The sequence below is a fragment of the Pseudomonas sp. TUM22785 genome (genome assembly GCF_028198105.1).
In the GTDB taxonomy this organism is placed as follows: Bacteria; Pseudomonadota; Gammaproteobacteria; order Pseudomonadales; family Pseudomonadaceae; genus Metapseudomonas; species Metapseudomonas solani.
Genome location: NZ_CP116239.1, coordinates 3,491,371 through 3,514,003, shown reverse-complemented (window position 1 = coordinate 3,514,003; position 22,633 = coordinate 3,491,371). Strand labels below are relative to the sequence as shown.

Sequence of the window (22,633 nt, the reverse complement as noted above, 5' to 3'; positions counted from 1 at the left end):
GTCATTCCTCGTCCTTGTGGGGTGCCGTTGCCGGCGCCTTGGCGAATTTGAACAGGTAGGAGAAGTCCGATTTGTAGGGGCTGTGCACCGGCGTGGCCATGGAGTGGCAATTCATGCAGCTGCTGTTGGGCTGGATGTAGCTCTCCATGGTGACGTTGGCGGACAGCGCCGGAGTCGGCTGGCCCAGCGGGTTGCTGGGGTTGTCCGGCATCAGCGGGCGCTGGGTGGTGACCAACTGGTAGTAGCGCAGCACGTTGCTGCCGAGGTTCTGCTGGTAGAGGCCGTTGACGGCGGCCGTGGTGCTGGCAATGGGGGTGACGCGGCTGAGCGGGTCCGGGGTCTGGAAGGTAGCGCCGGGCTTGGGCGTGCACACCAGCTGGCTGCCCTGCTGCTGCCAGTTGCAGGGCGACTGGTTGACGCTGGCCGCCGGCGCGCTGGCGTTGTAGTAGCTGTAGGTGCCGTTGCCGGCCGTGGAACCCGGGACGTTGTCCACCTGCTCGAAGGTGGACCAGATCCACTGCGGGTAGCCCGGCGCCTTGACGATGATGTGCAGCCCCACCAGCCCCAGGGTGGCCGGGGCCGTGCTGCCGGTGGGCTGGCCTTGGGCGTTGAACTGCGCCACCTGGGCCTGGGTGGTCAGGTAACGGCTGGCGTCGTCCTGGCTGGTGAGCACCCGCCAGGCGGCCTTGACCTCGGTGGCCTGGGCCGGGAAGGCGATGTTTTGCGCCCTGGACACGGTGTTGGCGTTGTAGAAGCCGTTCGCCACGATGTAGTCGTAGGAGGCCTGGTTGGCGGAGATGTCGTAGTAGGTCGGGTTGCCCTTCTGGTCGATGAGCCAGCCACCGACGGCCTGGTCCACGGCCTGCACCACCGAGGTGTTCTTCAAGGCGGCGATGTTGATGATGCCGAGGCTGCGCGCGCCCAGCGGCGAATTCCAGGGACCGGGGTTGGCACCGTTGGGCAGGAATATCTCGCTCACCGTCTTGTAGCTCTGCCAGACCCTGGTGCCGGTACCGCCGAGTGGCTGGCTGCAATCCGGCTGCCCGCGCTGGCCGGCCATGGCGGGCCAGTTGAGGGCGATGAACAGCCGCCAGCTGTAGTCATCGAAGGCTTGCTGGCTGGCAGTGGCGGCAGGGGCGTTGGTGGGGGGCTGGCACTGTGCGTTGGTCGGTGCGGGCGTGGTAGGGGCGGGTGATTGCTCGCGCAGGTTGCAGCTGGCACAGGCGAGGGCCAGCAGCGCCAGCCCGGTGAGACGGAAATGTTGATTCATGGCGGCTCTCCTTGCCGGTCAGGGCTTGCGGGACTGGAGCTTGTTCCACTGCGCCTCGGCGCCGTTGTCCTGGGACGCCGGCGGGTCGAACAGCTGGCAGGGCTGCGGGTTCACCGGGCACTTCTTGGCCACCTGGTCCCAGGTGCTCGCCGGGTCCGGCTTGTCGGTGCGGAAGTTCACGTAGTTCTGGCTGACGATGGGCGCGTTGGCGACGCTGGCGTCCCCGGAGAAGTAGAACGACTGCGGGTGGCGGAACAGCGGCTGGCCAGGCGCTGCGCGGGTGGCGTCCTTGTAGAAGGCGTAGCCGAACAGGATCGGCCCCTGGGGCGACTGCACGTCCAGCGCATAGGCCTGCAGGCTGCCGCCCAGGTTCTGGCTGCGCGCCGGGCTGTAGGGCAGGTGCTGGACGAAGTCCTGGCGCGCCGGGTGGTTCATGGGCGAGAAGGAGCAGCACTCGGGCATGTCCTTGGGCCGGTCCTCGTAGGTGAGGAAGAAGGCCTTGTTGCCCAGGGAGACGAAGGAGCAGGTGTAGTTGTTGTCCTTGATCGGGAAGATCGGCAGGCAGTACTTCTCGTAGTGCTCCATCATCGCGCCGTAGCCATCGCCATCGGCGGGGATGTAGGTGGTGTCGTAGTAGCTGGTGCCCTTGGAAACGGTGTAGTCCGCAGGCTTCAGGGTGCTGGGCGGGTTGCTGTAGGGCGGCGGGTTCTTCTCGTAGTTCTGGGTGACGCGGAACATGGTCCAGTCGCTGATCCAGGTGGCGGGGAAGAACGGATCGCTGGGCTCCCCGGGCTTGCGCTCGGCGATGCAATTGCCGTTGCTGGCATCGCAACCGAGGGTGTTGTGCACCCCGTTGGTGAAGTACACGGCCTCGTCGTCATCGGCGGCGAGGAGGGGCTGGCTGAGCAAGGCGAGGGGCAGCAGCCAGGCGAGCAAACGGGCTTTCTTCATCAGAACACTCCTTCGTAACGGGCAGGGCGGGCGAGCGGTGCCGGCCCGCCTGCGGGTTCCAGGTAAACGACGGTTCAGGTCAGGGGCCGGGGTGGGTAGTTGAGCTTCACCAGCTCGTTGGCCCAGCGTTCCAGCACCGCGCGCCGGCTCTGCGGCAGGTCACGGGTGATGGGCATGGCGAGGGTGCTTTCCTCCTGGTAGGGCTTGCTGACCAGGCGGATCAACTGGTCGATGGCGCCCTCGATGCGCTGCAGGGAGTTCAGCGGCATGTACTTGTCCATGATCGGGTAGAGGTAATAGAACGGCTCGAAGATGCGCGGGTAGATGAAGCCCTCCCAGATCTGCACCCGCGCATCCTGTTGGCTGCACACCTGGTTCCAGGCCGTGACGAATTCGCCCATCAGCCCGGGCTCGTCCGGCAGCACCCGCAAGGGCGCGAGGAAGTCGGTGTAGGCCTCCAGGTAGTCGAAGCTGAAGGGCACCGCAGGCGCCGCGCCGGGACCGTCCTGGACGAAGAAACGCAGGGTCGGGAAGCCGGCGGCGATGGCCTTGACCGTCACCTGGGCGATGCCGTTGGCGTCGGTGGTGATCTGCGTGAGGCTGTAGTCCACCGTGGTGCCGTCACCCAGCGCGCCCGTGCGCGGGATGGACGGGACGAACTGCAGGCAGGGCGCCAGGCTGACGCCGGCCGGGGTGGCCTTGACGTGCTGGTAGTTGACCGTGGCCGTCGAGGCGTCGCTCGCCGGCAGCATCCGCTGCAGGCTGCGGCCAGCGCCCTCGCTGACCAGGCTCGCCGGCGCCTGGGTGCCGGCGAACTGCGGCAGCAGCGTGGCGTTCTTGTTGCGGTTCGTGGGGTCGTCTGCGATGAGCCCGAAATCCACGTCATTGCTGAAGGCCAGGAAGTAACTGCTGGTGGTCAGCATGTAGGGGTTGTTGTATTCCGCCACCCACAGGGTGGTGCCGGCCGGTGCGGGCAGGCCGTCGTACTGCACCATGATCTGCAGGGTGCGGGTGTCCCCGACGTCGATGAAGGTGCCGCTCTCGATCACTTCGGCGGTCCACATCTGCTGCTGGGCGGCGAGCACCGGGCTGGCGCCCTGGGTCTGCAGGGCCAGGGTGCCGGCCTGGGTCCTGGCCACGGCATCCTTCACGGGCAGGTCCAGCAGGCCTGCGCGCTTGTCGAAGGCGGCCTGGGCGTACTGGGTGTAGGCGAGGTCGGCCAGGGGCTGGAACTGGCCGTTCTGCTGGATGCCGACCTGGAAATCGCCCAGCTGGAGCTTTTCGCACTCCGGCACGGTCGCCTGGCTCTCCGGCAAGGGGTAGAAGGGAAAGCCGGTACCGAGGTCCAGGGACAGCAGGTCGCCCTGGGCCTGGGCGGAGATCACCCCCAGCTTGATCGACAGGGGCGCATCGGGATTTCCCGGGATGGGCGACAGGATGGATACCGCATTGGCCGGTTCCAGCCGGGGACCGGCAGGGGCCGTGGGGTACTCATCGGCGAACCACAGGCCCAGCACGCCGGCGGTACGGCTGTAGGCGGGGTTGAAGAAGATGTCGGCGACGTTGTCCAGCCCCTTCTGGTACATGTCCTGCAGCGCCTGCTGCTGCACGGCCAGGGCCTTCAGGCACTGCTGGCAGTCAGCGCACTGGGGATTCGTCGCGCAGGTGTTGCAGCCGGGGCCGCCGGTGCGGGTCACCACCTTCGGGTAGTCGTTGAAGATGCCGTTGCGGTCGTAGTAGGTCAGGTAGGTGGTGAAGCGGAACATCAGGCCCTTGGCGTTCTGCGCCTCCATCTGTTGCTGCAGGGCCTTGAGCAGGGCCGAGTCGCCCAGCTGCCACTGCAGGTTCTCGCGGGGGAAGCAGGTCTGCCAGGTGGTGGTGACCGTATTCAGGCCCTGCACGGCCCCCCAGTTGAAGTTGAGGAAGCGGTCGAGCATGCGGTAGGCGCGCTTGGCCGTGAGGCCGCAGGTGGCGTCGCCCAGCACCAGGCGGTCGAAGTACAGCGCGGTGAAGGTGTTCTGCCAGGGGCTGATGTCGACGAAGCGCGCCGGGGTGGGCTTGTCGCTGCCGAAGGGGTTACCCAGCAACTGGAAGCCCTTGCCCACGATGGGGTCCTGTTCGATGTAGCTGTTGGCCTGCAGTTCGCCGCCGATGATCAGCGAGCGGATGTCGTTGTAGTCCACGGTGCCGCAGGCGTTGTCGCCGAACAGGTCCCATTCCGCGGGGATCTGCGGCAGGCCGCTGTTGGCGCTGTTGTTGGGCACCTGCAGCACGTACTCCGGCACCTGGGCCTCGGGCAGCGGGGTGATCAGCCAGGGCAGCACCTTGTCCCGCGCGTTGGCGGGGTTGATGCCGAAGCTCTCCAGGAAGGGCCAGTTCAGGTCCATCTTCGCCGCATCGTAGAGCGGGTAGATGTCGTTGTTGTTGGCCGTGGGCGGGTTCCAGAACATATGGCCGTTGAGGTACAGGCGGGGGAAGTTCAAGACGCTCATTGCTGTCCTCCTTGACGTTTCCACTGGGCGCGTTTCAGCGACCAGACGAAGTCCAGTTTGTTGTAGCCGGCGAAGGCCGAATCCGGCAGCGGTTCGGTGGGGTAGACGATCCCGTCCTGCTGCGGCAACGCGAAGTTGAAGTAGCCCTTCTTCGCCGAATAGGCCGCGGTGTCGTGGCAGGCGAGGCACGAGGACTGGCTCTGGAAGGCCGACTCCAGCTGGGAGTTGGCCAGCAGCTTGGGCGCGCCGCCGGCGGTGTGTTGCACGCCGATCAGCTCGTACTGGGCGAGGGCCGGGTACTGTGCCTGGAAGCTGGCGTTGACCGGTTGCGCGGCGCTGGTGGGCCCGGTGCTGTTGGTCATGGGTTTGGGCGGGATGTCGTTGGTGACGGTGTACTTGCTGTTGTTGCGGTTCTCGAAGGTGGTCCAGGCCCAGTCCTGGGTGAGCTTGTTGATCACGTGCATGCCGCTCAGGGCCGCGTAGCCCACCTGGTACTGGCTGCCGTTCTGCAGGTAGTAGGCCTGGACGATGTAGTAGCCGTCATTGGCCAGGGTCTTCATGAAGGCCTGGTCGTTGCCGATCCAGATCCATGAGGTCTTCAGCTCCCAGGCGGCAGCGGGGAAGGCCAGGTTGGCGGTGAGCGCGGCCTGGCCGTCGACGTTGTAGACCCCCTTGTCGACGATGTAGCCGAAGGTGTCCTTGCCCATCAGCAGTTGGAAACGCACCGGCTGGCCCCTTTGTGCGGCCGGCACATTGCCGCCCATTTCCAGGACCAGGCCATCCACCTGCTGGATGCTGTCGAGGTTGTGGAAGGTGCGCGTGGTGTCCATGCCCATGGCCTGCGCGGCCTTGATCACCGCCACCGGCGTGGGCTCGCGCTGTTCATAGGGCAACGGCTGGCTGCCGTCGGGCAGGAACACCTGGTCGGTGGGCTTGAGGCCCTCCCAGACACGGTCGGTGCTGCCCTTGATCTCCGGCTGGTTGAGGCAGGTGAACCAGTTCCAGGCCATCGTCTCGGGGGATTGTTCGAATGCCTTGCGCACCTCTTCGGGCTTGCCTCCGTATTCGAAGAAGGCGGTGCAGTCGAAGGCGGGTTGGCTCTGGGCCTGGGCCAATCCGGCCAGGGCGCTCAGTACTGCAAGGGGGAGGGCTCGTTGCATGGGGTCTCCTTGGCTATGGCCTTGTCGAGAGTTCGGTGCCCCAGGAAGTACTGCAGGAGCAACTGTTTTACCGCGGTGACCGGTAGCCGGTCCGGTAAAGGCAAGTCGCAATCGGTGATGAGCAGCGGGCCGTCCTGGTCGCTGCGGGGAAGGCGGCCGTGGCTCCCGCGTACCAGGCGGGTATCCAGCGGGATCAAGTCCATGTAGTAGCGGAACCCCAGTTTCTTGCGCAGCAGGCGCCGCGCCACCCGGAGTTTCGGCAGGGTGATGGCAGGGTCGATGAACAGCTCCAGCGGGTCGTAGCCGGGCTTGCGGTGGATGTCCACGGTGCGGGCGAAGTCGGGCGCCTTGTCGTCATCGAACCAGTACTGGTAGTCGAACCAGTGGCCGGGGGCGGCGATCGCCACCAGGTCGCCGCTACGCGGGTGTTCCAGCTGCCATTCGCGCTGCTCGGCGCGGTCCAGCACCCGTTCGATGCCCGGTTCGCATTCCAGCAGCGTGCGCACCCTGGGCAGGTCCTGTTCGCGGCGCAAGTAGATGTGCGCGACCTGGTGGTCGGCCACCGCGAAGGCGGCGCTGGCGCCCGGGTCCAGCAGCTCCCAGCCGAGGGATTGGCGCACCTGCAGCCAGCCATCGGCGCGCAGCAGGCGGTTGATGGAAATGGAACGCTCGACCGCCTCGATGCCGTACTCGGACACCAGCATCACCGCGGCGCCACGCGCCTGGGCGAAGGCCAGCAGGCGGCCGACCTCGGTGTCGATGGCGCGCACCTCGGCGGCAATGCCTGGGTGCGCGGGACCGAGGCGCTGCAGGTCGTAATCCAGGTGCGGCAGGTAGACCAGCTGCAGGTGCGGGCGGTTGATCGCAAACTCGGCCATGGCGCAGTCGACTATCCAGCGGCTGGAACCGATGCCGGCGGCCGGGCCCCAGAAGTGCTGGAAGGGGAAGGTGCCGATGCGCCGTTCGATCGCCTGGTGCAGGCCATCGGGCGCGGAGTAGAGGCCGAATTCCTTGCGCCCGTCGGCGGGGTAGTGGGGACGCGGGGTGATGGAGGCGCTGACGTCGGCGTACATGTTGTACCACCAGAACAGCTGGCTGCAGCGGAAGCCGGGCAGCTCGCGGGCCAGCACCTCCCAGACCTTCTCGCCCTGGACCAGGGCATTGGGTTGCAGCCAGAAGCGCACCTCGGCCTGGTCGCGGAAGTACCAGCCGTTGCCGACGATGCCGTGCCCGGAAGGCGGCAGCCCGGTGAGCATGGATGACTGCACCGTGGTGGTGACCGCCGGGAACACTGGCTGCATGCAGGCCATGCGGCCACGGCCGAGCAGGGCGTTGATGTGCGGTGTGTTCTCACCCAGCAGGGAGGGCGTGAGGCCGACCACGTCGACCAGCAGCAAGGGCCGTGGCTCAAGCATGCTGCACCTCCCGCAGCGGCTCGCCGGCGAGGGCACCGTGCCGTTGCAGCTGGGCTTCCACCCATTCCAGTTCGGCGGCGATGCCGCGGGCCAGGGCGGGTTCGGAGCCGGGCCGCAGGGCTTCGGGCAGCACCATCCAGCTGTAGGTTTCCACCTCCAGCACCGGGCGCAAGTCCGGGTTCTGGGCCAGGTATTCGAAGACGCGCCCCAGGGCCTGCTGGCTGCCGCCCAGTTCCGGCAGCTGGAAGCGCTCGCTGAACAGCGGCACATGGAAGTGCACACGCAGTTCGCTGCAACCGGCCAGGGCCGGGTCGAGGAGGGCAGCGGGCAGGTCTGCCCAGGCCAGCAGCTGGCCGCTGCGATGGCGCGCCTTGACCTGGTGCAGGTAGGTGCCTTCGGCGAAACCGGCGAGCACGTCCAGCACCTGGTCGCGGCGTTGCTCATCCCCGGGCAGGCGGCACACCAGGGCGTTGGAGAGCTGGATCTTGCCGATGGTGATGCCGGCCTGGTGCAGACGTGACAGGGCCGCGTGGCAATCCTCGAACAGCACCGCCTGGTGGCAGACGTCGAAGCACAGCGCCAGGTGCGCGTGGTTCGGGTCCAGCGCCTGCCAATGGGCGAAGAAGGCCAGGGCCTGGTCGGTGCGTTCCAGCACGCAATCGGGCTCCATCTCCAGGCACAGGCGGATGGTCTTGCCGGTGCCGTGCTTCAGCTCGGCAAGGGCTGCGGTGAGCTGCAGCAAGTGTGCTTCGGCACGGGCCTGGCGCTCGTCCGTCCAATAAGCGGCGTAGCCCAGGGGCACGCTGGAGATCACCCCCTCGTCGCAGTCCTCGGGCAGCGCGGCGGCCAGCAGCCCGGCCAGTTGCAGGCTGTAGTCCAGGCGCTGCGGCTGGGACCAGTCCGGCCGGTAGACCGCGGCCTTCACTTCGTCGCCGTGGAAGCGCCCATAGGGGAAGCCGTTGAGGGAGGTCAGGCGCAGGCCGCTGTCACGCAACAGCGCGAGGAAGGCGGCACGGGCGGCAGGTTGCTGCAGCTCGGCAGCCGCCTGGGCGCTGATCCACAGGCCGCTGTCCTGGCGCTGCAGCCCGCGCTGGCGGCGCACGGCCTGGAAGGGCCCGGCGATGGAAGCGCGCAGGGTAGCCAGGTCATGGGCCGGGTGCACGTTGCCGCAGTAGCCGAGCTGGGTCGGGGTCCATCCCATGGCGGGGCTCATCGCACTACGGGCTCCTGGCCACGCAGGGCGGAGTTTTCCTGCCACTGGCGACGCTGGTCGATGGGCAGCAGGGTGGCGACGGCTGTCTTATCCAGCTGGCCGCTCTGGGCAAAGAAGTCCACCGGGTTGTCGAACAGCACCTGTTGCACCTGGGCGTCGATGAAGCCTGCCTGGCGCATGGCTTCGCCCGTCTTGGGCACCTTGAGCGGGTCGCTCACGCCCCAGTCGGCGGCGCTGTTCACCACCATCTTCTCGGTGCCGTACTGCTGCAGCAGGGTGACCATGCGCTGCTCGGACATCTTGGTATTGGGGTAGATGGAGTGCCCGCGCCAGCAGTCGCTGTCCAGCACCAGGGGCAGGGTCAGCTCGTTGAGGTGGTCGATCAGCACGCGGTCTTCGGCGATGCCGACCTCGCGGATCACCGCCAGGGTGCGCTTGGTGCCGCCGATCTTGTCGCGATGCGGGGTGTGCACCAGGACCGGCAGGTCGAACTGCCTGGCCAGGTCCAGTTGCAGGGCGAGGAAGCGGTCCTCTTCCGGGGTGATGTCGTCGTAGCCGATCTCGCCGACGCCGACCACGCCGTCCTTCACCAGGTAGCGGGGCAGAATGTCCAGCACCTCGTTGGCCAGCCCGTAGTTGTTGGCTTCCTTGGGGTTGAGGCCAATGGTGCAGAAGTGGTGGATGCCGAACATGCTGGCGCGGAAGCGTTCCCAGCCCAGCAGGGTGTCGAAGTAATCCACGAAGCTGCCCAGGCTGGTGCGCGCCTGGCCTTGCCAGAAGGCCGGCTCGATCACCCCGGTAATGCCGGCGGCGGCCATGTTCTGGTAGTCGTCGGTGGTGCGGCTGACCATGTGGATGTGCGGGTCGAAATACGTGGGCATGGCGACGTCCTTTTGCTTTTTTGTCAGGTTCGTAACGGGAAATCACTGGGCAGCCAGCCGGGCGGCAGGCGGCCCTGGCGCTGATGCTCGGCCAGGCGTTGCAGCTGTTCGGCGTCCAGCTGCTGCCAGGCGAGCAGATGGGCGATGCCCGGCGGCGCGGGGCGGTCGGCGGCGAGGCGTTCCTCCAGCATGTCCAGGGCCAGCTGGTTGAGCGTGGGGCCACGGCGCGGAGCCAGGCCCTCGACCTGGCGCAGGTCCAGATCCACGCCGACGCCCTTGAGCATCAACAGGTGGAAGGCCCGCTCGGGGTAGTGGCGGGCGGGGTAGGGGTTATGCAGGGCGAGGGCGGCGAACACCTCGCAGCTGTTGGTGCGCCCGGCGAACAGGGCCAGCTCCAGGCAGGCGCCCTGGCCGTCGAGCCAGTCCAGGGCCCGCAGCGCGGCGGCCTTTTCCTGGTCGTCGCCCCAGTCGAAATAGCGTTGCAGCAAGGCTTCGCGGCCCGGGCCAGCGTCGGCTTCCAGGGCTTGGGCCAGCAGCAGGGCGCGGGCCAGTCCGGCCCGGGTCCAGGGCAGGCCGGGCATGGGCGCGTCGCCGACCTGGCGGCGGCAGGGGCCGCTGAGCAGCATCAGCGTCTGGGCGTCGGGCTGGGCGGCGAGGCGTTGTTGCGCCTGGTTCCACCAGTCCAGGGATGCGCCGCTCAGTTCATCGAGCAGGCTCTGGCGCAGGTCGGCGATGCGGTCGGTGCCGAGTTGGAATGTGGTCGTCATGTCGGCTTCACCCATTGCTGCAGGCGCGGTAGCAGCAGGAACACGCCCACGCAGGCCAGGCTGCCCAGGGGTTGGCCGGCCAGGGCCAGGACCATGGCGTCGATCAGCGGCAACGCGGTGAGCCCGGCGCCGATGAAGGCCCGCACGTTGCGCCGCTCGGGGTTCGCCAGGTGGCGGCGGTAGCTGAGGCCGAGCCAGCCGAGCCAGAGCGCCAGCAGCGGCCAGAACCACAGGCCCTGGGCATAGACCGCCAGGGCCAGCGGGCTGAGCATGAGCAGCACGGGGGCGAGGCTGGCCAACTGGTTGAGGTGTTCCTGCCGGGCCACGTAGGTCAGCCCGCTGATGTAGGTGCCCAGCAGCAGGGCGCAGAGCCACAGCGGCGCCGGGGGGGCAGCCAGGCTGGCGGCGGCGGTGAGGTAGAGCGCCGCGCGGCAGCCGCCCATGAGCCAGACGCTGTGGGCGTGGCGCTTGTGCAGCAGGTTGTAGGCGACGATCAGCCCCAGCAGCAGCGCGGCACTGCCCAGCAGCCAGCCGGGGTGCTCCAGTTGCCGGCTCAGGCCCAGCAGCGCGGCGGCGGCCAGCAGCAGGAGCGCCGCGCTGGCCAGGGCCACCTGTTGCCGGGTGACCAGCCCCAGGGCGATGGGCCGGGGGTTGTGGTGGCGGCTGTCCCAGTCGGCGTCCATCAGGTCGTTGAGCAGCATGCCGGCCAGGTAGAGCGCCGAGGCAGCGGCCAGGAGCAGGGCCCAGGCCAGGGGGGAGGGTGGGGCGAGGGCGCTTGCACTGCTGGCCAGCAAGGCGGCGGCCAGGGCGTTGGTCCAGACCGTGGGCAGGTTGGAAATGCGCCCAAGGGTCATCCAGGTCTGCAGGCTCGGGATTGGCTGGCTCATCGTGCGCAGCCCTCGGTCCAGGCGGGCTCGGCGACCTGCAGCCGGGCCAGTTGGCGCAGTGCCTGCTGCATGCTGGGCATGTCGATGTGGTGCACGTCCACGGCGTGGCCGATGCGTTCCAGCATGGGGATGGAGAGTTCGCCACCCAGGTGCTGGCGGAAATCCTCCAGCCCCTGCACTACGCGCAGGTTGCCCTGGTCATCGGCCAGGGTCAGTTCCGGGGGCGACAGGTTGAAGCCGAGCCGGGTCAGCAGGTCCAGCAGGCGTTGCGCTTCGCTGGGTGCGAGCAGGCCCAGGGCCTTGGCGTACAGCGCATCCAGGGCCATGCCCACGGCTACCGCTTCACCATGGCGCAGGCGATGGCGGCTGAGTTTTTCCAGCTTGTGTGCGGCCCAGTGGCCATAGTCCAGCGGGCGGCCGTTGCCACGCTCGAAGGGGTCGCCGCCCCGGGTGATCTGCTCCAGGTGCAGCTCGGCGCAGCGGCGGATGGCGTGGCGGCTGGGATCGTGGGCGAAGGCGGCGAGGGCGTCGGCGTTGTGTTCCATCCAGGCGAAGAACGCGGCGTCCTTGATGGCCGCGACCTTGACCGCTTCCGCCAGCCCGGCCAACTGGTCGCGCCGGGACAGGCCGAGCAGCAGCTGGAAGTCGTTGATCACCGCATCGGCGGGCTGGAAGGCCCCCAGCAGGTTCTTCTGCTCGAAGGCGTTGATGCCGTTCTTCACCCCGATGCCGGCGTCGTTCTGCGCCAGCACGGTGGTGGGGATGCGGATCAGCCGCACACCACGGTGGAAGGTGGCGCAGGCATAGCCCACGGCATCCAGCAGCGCGCCACCACCCAGGGCGAGCACGTAGCAGTGGCGGTCCAGGCCCTGTTCGAGCATCTGCCCGTAGAGGCGCTGCAGCACCTCGGGCGTCTTGCAGGCTTCGCCGGCTGGCACCGCCACCGGCCCGGCCAGCAGGCGCAAGTCGTCGGCGCGGGATTGGAAGTAGCGGGTGATCTGCTGCGCCAGGGCCGGGTTGCTGCGCAGCAGGCCCTCGTCGGCGAAAACCATGACGGTCACCGGGCGCTTGCCGCTGGCCATCAGCTGTTGCTGCAGGCAGTCGTTATGGACGGCGAACAGGTGCTCGGTGAACAGCACCGGGTAGCGGTAGGTGACGGTGAAGGCGCCTTCCAGGTGGGCCGGTTTCTCTGTGGCGGCAGAGCGCTCGCGCCGCCATGCCAGCAGCCCGCGCCCGGCGAGGAACAGCGCCGGCAGCAACATGCTGGCCAGCACCGCCAGGAGCATGGCCTGGTCCTCGGCGATGTAGCTGCCCAGCGCGCTGTAGACCAGGGCCAGGCCGGCGTTGGCCAGGGTGGTGATGACCAGGAAACGGCCCAGCGGGTAACGCTGCATGCCGGCGGCCAGCACCGAGGTTTCCGCCAGTACGGGCACGCCGCGCAGGCAGATCAGCGACAGGGTGTTGAGCCGGTTGGCCAGGCGCCCGGCCTTGCGCCAGTCCTCGATATCCAGCAGCCCGGAGGCGATGCGGAAATACCCGGCCCCCAGCCAGTAACCCAGCAGCGAACCCAGGCACAGGCCGATGAAGATCACCAGGTAGCCGCCGACGGCCCCGAGCATGGCCACTGCCAGCAGCGACACCATGCTCGACGGCACCGGCAGCACCACATCGAGGGCCAGCAGCGCCACCAGCAGGACGGCGAGATTGAATGCGCGGACAGGGTCGGCAGGATGCTGGCCGAGGCTTTCCAGCAGGTGCTGCATCTGCTCTTCGAAGAGCAGGAAGCTGATGATCACCAACCCCGCGAACAGGGCAAGCGACAGGCAGAAGTGTTCCAGCGGTCCTCTCCGCGAGAGGACGTGACTCATCAGGCGCTTCATCAAGATCCCTTTGCTCAGGCTGATTTCCTTATCGCTGTCGAGGTCCATGCCTCAACAGCGCCAGCCTTCACTTCCTAATGCCCGGCTGGCTTCGCTTATCTACGGCGACTGCGTAATTGCAACGTAGACAGTGGGGTTATTTTTGCAAGCAAGCGGATGGCGGCGGCAAAGACCGAAGACGGCGCGTTGAAAGCTGCCCGGGCGATCAGGAAATGGCGGGCGCAGATGCAGGCCACGAAATCCGGGACCTGTGGTGAAGCGCGAATTCGTTTGTGGAACGCAGCGTCAGGTATCCGGTTATGGATAGCGAAGCGCTGATGAGGAATGGCTCTAGAAAGTTGCAGCGCGGCTGACTCAGGGGCGTTACAGAAGCAGCAGATGCGAACGATGGACGCGGATGAAAACCAAGGAGCCGACATGGCGAAGTGTGCACCTGGAAAATCGGATCAGCAGATCGACGTGGTGAGATCACCAATGGAGGTTGTCGAAACGCAGTGAGGAGCAGAAATGATCGAAACGGTGAAAGTGGCCATTTTGAGCGTTGAAATCTGTGCCCTGGGCGCCTGCTGGGAAAATAAGAAATTACCTATAATGTAGATTATGTTAAATCACATATTAAGAGGTTAGGCCGATGAACTCATCAGCCCTCCCTGCTTCATCAAATCGGCGATTTCCCGTCCTTGGGATCCTCGCCAGCTGGACGAATGCTAGAGATGGAAATCGCCCGCTGCTTCCGGCTGGTACAGCACCTTCCTGATTTCGATCTGGCGCGTCCGATCAGCCACACGCCAATCGATTACATCGCCTTCCTGGTAACCGAGGATGGCGGCGCCGATGTCGGAACACACGGAATGCTTCCCTGCGCTGGCGTTCGCGTCTTCGGGATACACCAGGGCAACTTCGATCTCTTCGTCGTCCAGTCGCAGCAAGGCCCTGGAGTTCATCGTCACGACATTGCGCGCCACCTGCTGCGGCGTGACGACAATCGCACGCTCAATCTCATGCTCGAGTTCCACGACGGCCGGGCCTTCCTCGAGCACGATCAGGCTCTCGAGCCTGGCCTTGTCGATTTCGGTGATGTGAATCCCCGTCGCGTCGCCAAGGGCACCTTCGCGCAGCAGCTGCAGGTAGCGCCCAGCCGTCATGGCGAATGAATTCAATGCCGGCGTTTCGCTCTCGAGCTGGAAGCCGCTGCGCAGAAAAGCGTTCAACGACCGCGTGTTGTCCGGGTGGATCTTGGCGATGAGCTTCTGGGCTCGCATGTCGAGGAAGGCCAGCTTCATGCCCTCGCGGATCGTACGGGCGCCAAGGTTCCGGCCCCATTCGCAGCGGTTGCCGATGGCCAGGACCATCTCGCAATCCGTGCCGGACTTGATGAGACGGACGAAGCCCACCGGGGTGTCGTGCCTGTCGAAGGCCATGAAGAAGCGGCCGTCGCGGTTGAACAGATGGGTCAGGATCGGGGCTCGAGTCCGCTCGATGGCCTGCTCGATGGTGCGTGAGACATCAGCGGAATCGCTCAGGTAACGGGTGACGTGCTCATCTTCCAACCAGTCCATCAACGTCAGTGCATGGGCCCGAGTGATTTCCGGGCACAGCGAAATGAAAGGCTTGTTCATCTTCACCACAGCGCTTCGTAAAGGATGAAAGCCCTTCATGGCGATGGCCATGACGGTTCTTTCGGCGACCGGCGACTTTAAGCCATTGCGCGAAAATTCCAAACGACCTGCGCCCCTCTGCTTCGACATTAAGCGCTTCCCGACACGTGGACGCGGCAACCGCGCATGCACAAGCCCGGGCGCGAGGCCCCGGCCGAGTAAGCCTGCCGCCCCTTTGCCCGAAACGGTCAGGAACGATCTACGCGGTTACCCGGCCGCCGACATTCCGAATCGGCCTTAGCCGCGTCCTTGACGGACAAAGGTCGCCGTCTACGCTTCCGCAGGCAAATGGCCAGCTCACGTCGTACGAAGGCCGCATGGATGCACAGCAACTGCCATCGGAGGGCAAAATGGTTGCCTATGCTGCCGCAAGTGAGTCTCTGTTCCACCTCGAAGATGGCCTGCTCTGGCTAAGGGCTGACGCCACGGCCCGAGCGACCCGGATCAGCCTCGAGCCCGGAAACCCTAACGTCATCTCCTGCACCCATTCACCGGGGCCCGTGTCCGGCTCGTTGCACCTGTGCCTCGTGGTGGCCGAGGGCGAATACCACAGGGTGGTGCATGCGAAGGTCGAGGATCAGCAGCAGCTTGTCATCACCCCAAGCCTGCACTTGAGACGCTTCCGCACACTGCTTCGCTCCTCGACCCGGATCAGCAAGATCACCCATACCGGCGACGGCGTCCTGGTCAGTACGGTTGATCAGGCCCTGAGCTACGTGCAGCTGGATACACCCGCTGCGCGGCCATTGCAGCTGGCCCGCTCCGCTGCAACTGGCGACGACCCGCTCTCCGAGGTGCTCGCCGCGAAGAACGCAATCGCCACCTTCCTCGACAACCTTTGCGACCAGTTGCCCAACATCGCCGCAGCGGTGGAGAAACAAGCGACCACGGCGGTACTCGACGCCCTGGGTGTGGAGATAAAGGCCCAGCAGCAGAACCTGGAAAAGATTTTCGATAAACCCCTGGCCAGCGTCATTGCCCAGCACAACCAAAGTGGCCTCCAGGGCTCATCGGTGGAGGATGCCGTCGGGCTGGTCTCGCCGGCGAGTGGTGCCGAGGCTGTTGGCGGTAGCCCGGAACTGCGCCGAGTGCTCTTGCAGCAATTGAATATCCCGCGCTATTTCGACGTGTTTTCCCCGATACCGGCAGAAGCCCTGGCGATGCCCGTGCGTGCGGTGCGTAACAGTGGTGAGGGTTCCGACCCCTTCGATGCCCTGGGCAAGCTGTTCGCGTCCTTCGCCGAGCTGTTGAACGCCAAGCAACTGGTCTCGCTGACCGGCATGGGGGCCGCCGACCTGCTGCAGGCGATATCCGGAAGCAAGCCGTTTTCCAGCGTGATCGGCGATTTCTTCCAGCTGTTCAAGATCGACGACGCCATGAACGCCCTGCAGGGGGTGTTCGGCTCCGGGCAGCTCTCCTCGCTGATCGGGCAACTGGGCTTGAAGGCCTACCTGCAGCAACCCGTGCAGAACGCCTTCTTCATCGCCCTCTATGCGCACTATTTCCCCGGCAAGACCTTCACCCTGGGCGATTTCATCGCCTTCCTGGGCGCCTTGCTGGGCCTCATCGCCTTCGAGGTCCAAGGGCAGTCCAGCGAGTTCCAGGCGGTGTTCAGCGATCCCCAGAGCCTCGCCGAGTTCACCAACGCCCCGGCCACCCTGGTGGCCCTCATCAATGGCACGCCGGCCCCCTCCTCTGCCGATCTCGCGTTCGTGGCGCTGGCCGCCGACGCCGCACCCGAGCCCGCCGCAGCCGCAGCGCCACCGGCCTGGCGCGTCGGCGTCGCCTCGGCGCTGTCGGGGGTGACGACCCTGCTCATCGGCACCTTCGGGGTCCTCAATTTCGGCACCGGGCTGATCGCCTCGCCCATGGTCGGCGGCGTGGCGGCCGGTCTTTCCCAGGGGCTGTTCGGCATGCTGCAGAACCTCGACACCGAGGACGTGAAGTGGGACCTGCTCGCGGGCTTCGCCGGTGGTTTTTCCGGAGCCTTCGTCTCCACGTTACTGGGCAACAAGCTGTTCGCCGGCTGGGCACAGAACGGCGCTACGCCCTCGGCGCGGATCCCGAAGCTGCGGCTGATCATGCTCGGCTCGGTGCTGACCCTGGGCGCCGGCGGCGGCGCGGTGGTGTCGGCCCTGGTGAAGAGCTACGCCAAGACCGGCCTGCTGGATTTCAACCAGCCGCTGGCCCTTACCAGCGGCGCCATCGGCGGGCTTGGTGGCGGTGCCATGGGCTGCGGCCTGCACTTCATGGGCGGCCTGAGTGGCGGCTCGTGCCTGCCGGTGCCGCTGTCCCTGGCCGAGGCCAACCTTCACGCCCTGAACGGCCTCGCCGCCGCGCAGCCGGCGGTCATGAACAATGCCGCGCCCCTGCCTCCGCCCAACCCGGGCCTGCCGGTCGCCTTGCCGGGCTGGTCGATGGCGGTCTACGCCACCCGCTTCAACGACCCGGCGGCGACGCCCGCCAACGGCCTGTCCCTGGCCCTGGTGAAGTGGAGCGAGTTCCAGCAGATGGACAACGGCTACAACGGCATGCGCGAGCGGCTGTTCTGGCTCGAACACGTTCCCCTCCCTGCCCCACCTCCAGCACCGGCCCCCGCACCGGACCGCCAGGCTGACCTGGTGATCGGCGTGCACGGCATCGGCCGTTTCGTGTTCCCGGCCCTGACCCATTTCGATGCACTGGGCAACCGGGTGGACTTCTCGCGGCCCATGGCCAAGGACGACTTCGCCCAGTTCCTCGCCGGGCAGGGGTACCTCACCAACTACCTCAGCGGCATCAGGAACCAGGGCCGCACGCCCATCGTCAAGCTGCTGATCTGCTTCAGCGCCCTGCCCCTGGGCTGCTGCAGCCTCGGCCAGGCGCTGGCCACGCAGCTCAATGCCACCGTGTATGCCGGGCGGCCCCCGGTCTATCCCTGGCTCGATGCGAACAACTTCCCCCGGGTCCCGGGCTGGGGCGGCTGGATCCGCTACGACGCCTAGCCGCGACGCCCACTCATGCAGGAGCTCCCACGGATGGTCACCTCCACCAGGCTGGCAGCCACAACCGAGACCACGATCGCTTCGGTCGAAGTCTCTCCGGTCATTCTCCCGGGCACCCTGTTCTTCGGGCTGTACGACGATCAGGGACTAAAGGTCAAAGGCGGCTTCAAGGTCGAGGACCTGGTGCTGTCCCGGCATATGCCGCTGGTGAGCCAGGACTTCGCCGACTCCGCCGTGGTGCTCAAGGACTTCCAGCTGGCCTTCGAACACCCGATCGGCGGCACCGCCACCGACCAGTTCGTGCTGGAGCTGACGCTGGTACTGGGGGGCAACACCGTCAGCCAGTTGAAGCTGCCCTTGTCGGGCTCGACCAACCCGCCGCCATCCGGCTCGCAGGTCGCGCCCCCTGGCCAGGGCACAGCGGTGGCCGGCACGCTCACCGACGCCACGCCGCAGACCGTGCCACCGGACTCGATCTTCTGGATCAACATCCAGAAATCCATAGGCCCCATCCATATCGGCCGGATCGGCTTCAACTGCATCGGCAACGACGTCCAGGTGCTGCTGGATGCAGGCCTGGCCACCTCCTCCTTCAGCGTCGAACTCAGCGGCCTGTCGGCAACCGTGCCGATCTTCGGCCTGAACAGCTTCGATGACATCAGGATGGGGCTCAAGGGCCTGGACGTCGCCTTCTCCACCTCGGCCCTGACCATCGAGGGCGGCCTGCTGATCAGCGAACAGAACGGCCAGCAGCAGTACGACGGCGCCTTGCAGATCCGCACCGCGGACCTCGCGCTGATGGCCCTGGGCTCCTTCACTTCCATCGCCAGCAATGGCCACACCGACAACTCGCTGTTCGGCTTCGCCTTCCTTGACCACGCCATCGGCGGGCCGCCGGCGTTCTTCGTCACCGGGCTGTCGGCGGGCTTCGGCTACAACCGCTCGGTGCAGCCGCCGGCGGTCTCCGACGTTGGCAGCTTCCCCCTGCTGGCGGGGCTCAACGACCCGTCGCAACTGGGGCTGCCGGGCAGTGGCCTGCCCCAGGCATCGCAGCTGGCGCAGGTGCTGGGGAAGGTCAACCGCTACATCCAGCCCGCCCTCGGCGAGTACTGGTTCGCCGCCGGTATCCAGTTCACCTCCTTCGAGCTGATCCACTCCAACGTGGTGGCGGTGGTGGAGGTCGGCAAGGAGTTCGAGATCCTGGTCCTGGGCAAGTCCTACGGTTCCTTTCCCCCGGCGGGCGTCACCTACGGCTACGTCGAGCTGGATCTGGAAGTGGTGTTCCAGCCCGATGCCGGGCTGTTCAAGGCAGAAGCGGCGCTGTCGTCCAACTCCTATGTGCTGGACAAGAACTGCCACCTGACCGGCGGCTTCGCCTTCTACAGCTGGTTCGGCAGCAACGCCCATGCCGGCGACTTCGTCTTCACCGTCGGTGGCTACCACCCGGCCTTCAAGCCGCCAGACTATTACCCGGTGGTGTCGCGCCTGGGCTTCGACTGGGCGGTGTCGAGCGAAGTGTCGATCAAGGGCGGTGCCTACTTCGCCCTGACCCCCTCCTGCATCATGGCCGGCGGCGGGCTCGAGGCGGTCTATCAATCGGGCAACCTGCGGGCCTGGTTCACCGCCTACGCCGACTTCCTCATCTACTGGAAACCCTTCTATTTCACGGCCGGCATCGGCGTCGACGTGGGCGTGTCCTACCACGTGCACTTCCTGTTCGTCAGCACCACCCTGCACTTCGAACTGGGCGCCAATCTGGCCCTGTACGGCCCGCCCACCGGCGGCATCGTGCATATCCACCTGTGGATCATCTCCTTCAGCGTGCCCTTCGGCGCCAGCGAAGGCGCGGGGGACCAGAAGCTGGCCTGGAACGACTTCAAGGCGATGCTGGCCCAGCCCCGGCAGAGCGCGGCGCTCTCGCTCGCAGCCCAGGCCAGCAACAACGAGGCCCAGGCCGAGCTGTGCCACCTGACGATCAGCAATGGCCTGCTCAACCAGGTGCAGGACAGCGATGGCAGCGTCCGCTGGCTGGTGCGCGCCGACGAGTTCGTCTTCGACGCCACCTCGGCCGTGCCCATGACCCAGCTCAGCGTGGCCGGCAGCACCCTGCAATCCCAGGCCGGCCCGCTGGCGATCCGGCCGATGAAGGTCACCGGCATCGGTTCCTCGAAGGCCAGCCTGAGCATCACCTCGGAAGACGGCAACCCCATCACCTGGAACACGCCACAGCCCTTCAACCGGGCCCTGCCGCAGGCCCTGTGGGGCGCGCCGGTGGCCAAGCCGTCGGATGTCGACCCCAACGGCAAGCTCATCGACGGCTGCCTGGTCGGTGTTCAGGGCCTCTCCGCACTGGCCACCTACCAGCCGGCGCACACCGGGCAGATCGACATCGCCAAGGCCTTCACCTACTTCACCCTCTTCCCCACCGGCAGCACCACCCTGCCCTGGCTGCCGATCTCCGCCGCCGCGCCAGAGGTGCCCAACAGTGCGGCGATCACCGCGAATGCACGCAGCGCGGTGATCAACCCGGCCATCGACAAGACCGCGAGCGCGCGCACCCAGATAGTCGCGGCGCTCGATGCCCTGTGCGGCTTCGCCGTGCTGGACGAATCCATGACCGGTTTCGACGCGCAATCGAACTTCGCCACCGATCCGCTGATCGGCCCGCTGCCCCTTGCCCAGGTGGAATGAGACGAGATGAAGAGCGCCATCCCGATTCGCCGCAGTGCCGATCTCGAACCCGGCACCATCGAGTTCTTCGACAAGATCGTGCCGCCCCTGATGGCCGGCGACTACAGCATCGCCTTCTCCCAAGAGCTGCTGTACGACAACGAAACGCAGAAGGTGCAGCGCACCCAGAACTTCTCCGTGCAGGCGCCACGCTTTAGCCTGACGGACAAGGACGTGCAGTCGGTGTTTCCCGCCAACGGCAGCAGTGGCAAGTTCGAGAACGACCTGCCGCAGATCGTCCTCAACAAGCGCGCCCTGCCTTGGGAACACACCCTGGAGCCGGGCGATACCAGTGGCGCCCCCTGGATGGCCCTGTTGGTGCTCGACACTGCGCAAATCAGCGTGCCGCAGAACAGTGTGGCGCCTCCCACCCAGACCCTGGCGGCGGCATTGCCCCTGTCCCAGGTGCGCAATATCAGCAGTGGCGGGCTGCTGGGCCCGAGCATCGCCCACCTGGACCACGGCCAGAGCGATGACGACATCGTGCACAGCATCGACATCTCCAGTGCCAGCTTCCTCGCCCTCGTGCCGCACCTGGACAGTGCCGCTCCGGCCACCAGCGAACTGTGCAGCCTGGCCCACGTGCGCCAGGTGAACATGGAGCACAAGGAAATCCTCGAGATGACCCACTCGGGCTGGTTCTCGCTGATCGTCGGCAACCGCTTCCCGATCAACCCGGAGCAGCCGACCCGGCAACTCGTCCACCTGGTCTCGCTGGAAGGCTTCAAGCCCTACCTAGCCGAAGGCGCGACCTTCCCGGCGGGTATCGACAGCGTTCGGCTGATCTCGCTGTACAGCTGGTCCTTCACCTGCCTGCCCGATCACGGCGAAAGCTTCAGCAGCTTCATGCTCAACCTGGTGTCCGCCGACAGCGAGCAGAACACCGGCCTGAGTCTGCGCCTGCCGCTCTCCCCCGCTGCCATCGCCCAGGACGCCTCGCCCGGCAAGGTCGCCAGCAAGGCCCTGGGCAACGGTTACGTGCCCCTGCAATACAACGCGTTGTACGGCAACAAGACCCTGTCCTGGTACCGCAGCCCCCTGGCACCGTGCAAACCCGACCAGTTCACCCGGGGCGCCACCATGCAGCCCTTCAGGTCGGCATCCGATGCGGTGATCTTCGATCCCCAGACCGGCCTGTTCGACCTCTCCTACTCGGTCGCCTGGCAGACCGGCCGCCTCATGGCCCTGAGCAACCGCGCCTTCGCCACCAGCCTGATGGACTGGCGCCGCAAGCTGAACCACATCGTCGACCTGCTGGCGAACCTGGCGCAGGAAGACCAGCTGCAGAACTTCCTCGACACCTACGCCGGCGACATCAACCAGTTCTTCCATGACCAGCTGATCACCGAGGGTTTCCTCGACTTCATGCTCGGCGAGTTCTCCACGCTGATCGCGCCCAACCTCAACGCCAACCCGGTGAGTTTCGCGCCGCCGCCCAGCACCCTGACCCAGGCCGATGCCGACCTGCCGCCGCAGCTGCTCCAGGAGCTGCAGAAGCTCATGCAGAACCCCCAGGTCACGGCGCTGCTCAACGCCGTCGAGGGCCAGGAACTGCAAACCATCGTCGAGTGGCTGGCACGCACCTCGCTGCTGTACGACGTGCCCTTCGACCACCTGGTGGCCGACCCGCGCCTGCTGCCGATCGAATCGATCCGCTTCTTCTACCTCGACCGCGCCTGGATCGACAGCCTGGTGGACGGCGCCATGAGCATCGGCGTGCAGTCGTCCAGGGACAGCCACTACTACACCATCACCAAGGACCTCATCCGCGATGCCCTCGACCGGCTGACCCTGGGCATCCGCGAACAGCTGCTGGGCCTGCCCGCCACCCAACAGGACCCCACCGATGGGGTGATCGCCGGCTTCCTCCTGCGCTCCGACGTGCTCGTGCAATACCCGGGCATCGAGATCAAGGGCTACCGCAGCGTGGGCAAGGACGACGAAGGCGCGCCGCTGGGCATCGACCGCATGCAGATCCTTCGGCTCGACCGGTTGTCGCCCAACGTGCTGATCTGCCTGTTCCCCGATGCCCCGGCCTGGATCGAGTTCGACCAGCCCAGCGAAGGCCTGTGCTTTGGCGTGGAGCCCGTGCAGCAGGCCCTGGAAATCGACCTGCGTGACCCGGACAACGGCGAAATCATGCCCGGCGTGACCTACACCCTGGACGGCGTGGCGGACTTTCGCGGCCCGCAGGCCGACCGCGTCTTGAACATCAAGCACTTGAACGCGGCCCTCGCCGCCAAGCTGGGCAAGACCACCTTGAATGCAGCGCAGTTCGCGCTGCAACTGGTCAAGGTGCCCGAGCAGATGGTGTTTACCAATCAGGCACAGAAGGCCAGGTGAAA

Annotated in this window: 14 protein-coding genes; 3 read left to right on the top strand and 11 right to left on the bottom strand. The window is 66.4% G+C overall.

Going from position 1 to position 22,633, the window contains the following annotated elements; translation table 11 throughout:
- Position 1: 1 nt before the first annotated feature.
- The 11 genes from PI990_RS15905 to PI990_RS15855 form a co-directional block, all read right to left on the bottom strand.
- Entirely contained in the window at positions 2 to 1,270 is a 1,269-nt protein-coding gene (locus PI990_RS15905) for a hypothetical protein (protein WP_271657691.1), read from the bottom strand.
- An 18-nt stretch (positions 1,271 to 1,288) separates the two neighbouring features.
- Positions 1,289 to 2,221: a hypothetical protein gene (locus PI990_RS15900; RefSeq protein ID WP_271657690.1), complete on the bottom strand. Its 933-nt coding sequence runs from the start codon at positions 2,219 to 2,221 to the stop codon at positions 1,289 to 1,291.
- Positions 2,222 to 2,295: 74 nt separating this feature from the next.
- The gene (locus PI990_RS15895) at positions 2,296 to 4,713 is read right to left on the bottom strand and encodes a hypothetical protein (protein ID WP_271657689.1); all 2,418 of its coding nucleotides are present in this window, start codon (positions 4,711 to 4,713) and stop codon (positions 2,296 to 2,298) included.
- A complete protein-coding gene (locus PI990_RS15890; protein WP_271661254.1) occupies positions 4,710 to 5,873 on the bottom strand; it encodes a hypothetical protein in 1,164 nt (387 codons plus the stop codon). The genes PI990_RS15895 and PI990_RS15890 overlap by 4 nt, the downstream gene beginning before the upstream one ends.
- Positions 5,843 to 7,288: an alkaline phosphatase family protein gene (locus tag PI990_RS15885; protein WP_271661253.1), complete on the bottom strand. Its 1,446-nt coding sequence runs from the start codon at positions 7,286 to 7,288 to the stop codon at positions 5,843 to 5,845. The genes PI990_RS15890 and PI990_RS15885 overlap by 31 nt, the downstream gene beginning before the upstream one ends.
- The gene (gene eboE, locus PI990_RS15880) at positions 7,281 to 8,501 is read right to left on the bottom strand and encodes a metabolite traffic protein EboE (RefSeq protein ID WP_271661252.1); all 1,221 of its coding nucleotides are present in this window, start codon (positions 8,499 to 8,501) and stop codon (positions 7,281 to 7,283) included. The genes PI990_RS15885 and eboE overlap by 8 nt, the downstream gene beginning before the upstream one ends.
- Positions 8,498 to 9,382, bottom strand: coding sequence for a TatD family hydrolase (locus PI990_RS15875; protein WP_271661251.1), 885 nt, complete (start codon positions 9,380 to 9,382; stop codon positions 8,498 to 8,500). The genes eboE and PI990_RS15875 overlap by 4 nt, the downstream gene beginning before the upstream one ends.
- A 23-nt stretch (positions 9,383 to 9,405) precedes the next feature.
- Positions 9,406 to 10,149 (bottom strand): EboA domain-containing protein, encoded by a 744-nt coding sequence (locus tag PI990_RS15870; protein ID WP_271661250.1) that lies wholly within the window; start codon positions 10,147 to 10,149, stop codon positions 9,406 to 9,408.
- Positions 10,146 to 11,036, bottom strand: coding sequence for a UbiA family prenyltransferase (locus PI990_RS15865; RefSeq protein WP_271661249.1), 891 nt, complete (start codon positions 11,034 to 11,036; stop codon positions 10,146 to 10,148). Before PI990_RS15865 ends, PI990_RS15870 begins: the two co-directional genes overlap by 4 nt.
- A complete protein-coding gene (locus tag PI990_RS15860) occupies positions 11,033 to 12,916 on the bottom strand; it encodes a 3-dehydroquinate synthase (protein WP_271661248.1) in 1,884 nt (627 codons plus the stop codon). The genes PI990_RS15865 and PI990_RS15860 overlap by 4 nt, the downstream gene beginning before the upstream one ends.
- A 707-nt stretch (positions 12,917 to 13,623) precedes the next feature.
- Positions 13,624 to 14,586 (bottom strand): bifunctional GNAT family N-acetyltransferase/nucleoside diphosphate kinase regulator, encoded by a 963-nt coding sequence (locus tag PI990_RS15855; protein WP_271661247.1) that lies wholly within the window; start codon positions 14,584 to 14,586, stop codon positions 13,624 to 13,626.
- Between the two features lie 500 nt (positions 14,587 to 15,086).
- Between PI990_RS15855 and PI990_RS15850 the strand changes: the two genes are divergently transcribed.
- Genes PI990_RS15850 through PI990_RS15840 form a run of 3 tightly spaced genes read left to right on the top strand, consistent with a single transcriptional unit; the run spans position 15,087 to position 22,631 of the window.
- The gene (locus tag PI990_RS15850) at positions 15,087 to 17,558 is read left to right on the top strand and encodes a hypothetical protein (protein WP_271661246.1); all 2,472 of its coding nucleotides are present in this window, start codon (positions 15,087 to 15,089) and stop codon (positions 17,556 to 17,558) included.
- 33 nt (positions 17,559 to 17,591) lie between these two features.
- Entirely contained in the window at positions 17,592 to 20,249 is a 2,658-nt protein-coding gene (locus tag PI990_RS15845) for a DUF6603 domain-containing protein (protein ID WP_271661245.1), read from the top strand.
- 6 nt (positions 20,250 to 20,255) lie between these two features.
- Entirely contained in the window at positions 20,256 to 22,631 is a 2,376-nt protein-coding gene (locus tag PI990_RS15840; protein ID WP_184490421.1) for a hypothetical protein, read from the top strand.
- Positions 22,632 to 22,633 lie beyond the last annotated feature (2 nt).

What these genes read in the sequence shown, in the direction of transcription:
- PI990_RS15900 (WP_271657690.1), bottom strand. Translation starts at nt 2,221, where the DNA reads ATGAAGAAAGCCCGTTTGCTCGCCTGGCTGCTGCCCCTCGCCTTGCTC.
- eboE (WP_271661252.1), bottom strand. Translation starts at nt 8,501, where the DNA reads ATGAGCCCCGCCATGGGATGGACCCCGACCCAGCTCGGCTACTGCGGC.
- PI990_RS15885 (WP_271661253.1), bottom strand. Translation starts at nt 7,288, where the DNA reads ATGCTTGAGCCACGGCCCTTGCTGCTGGTCGACGTGGTCGGCCTCACG.
- PI990_RS15895 (WP_271657689.1), bottom strand. Translation starts at nt 4,713, where the DNA reads ATGAGCGTCTTGAACTTCCCCCGCCTGTACCTCAACGGCCATATGTTC.
- PI990_RS15905 (WP_271657691.1), bottom strand. Translation starts at nt 1,270, where the DNA reads ATGAATCAACATTTCCGTCTCACCGGGCTGGCGCTGCTGGCCCTCGCC.
- PI990_RS15840 (WP_184490421.1), top strand. Translation starts at nt 20,256, where the DNA reads ATGAAGAGCGCCATCCCGATTCGCCGCAGTGCCGATCTCGAACCCGGC.
- PI990_RS15855 (WP_271661247.1), bottom strand. Translation starts at nt 14,586, where the DNA reads ATGGCCATCGCCATGAAGGGCTTTCATCCTTTACGAAGCGCTGTGGTG.
- PI990_RS15875 (WP_271661251.1), bottom strand. Translation starts at nt 9,382, where the DNA reads ATGCCCACGTATTTCGACCCGCACATCCACATGGTCAGCCGCACCACC.
- PI990_RS15870 (WP_271661250.1), bottom strand. Translation starts at nt 10,149, where the DNA reads ATGACGACCACATTCCAACTCGGCACCGACCGCATCGCCGACCTGCGC.
- PI990_RS15860 (WP_271661248.1), bottom strand. Translation starts at nt 12,916, where the DNA reads ATGAAGCGCCTGATGAGTCACGTCCTCTCGCGGAGAGGACCGCTGGAA.
- PI990_RS15865 (WP_271661249.1), bottom strand. Translation starts at nt 11,036, where the DNA reads ATGAGCCAGCCAATCCCGAGCCTGCAGACCTGGATGACCCTTGGGCGC.
- PI990_RS15845 (WP_271661245.1), top strand. Translation starts at nt 17,592, where the DNA reads ATGGTCACCTCCACCAGGCTGGCAGCCACAACCGAGACCACGATCGCT.
- PI990_RS15890 (WP_271661254.1), bottom strand. Translation starts at nt 5,873, where the DNA reads ATGCAACGAGCCCTCCCCCTTGCAGTACTGAGCGCCCTGGCCGGATTG.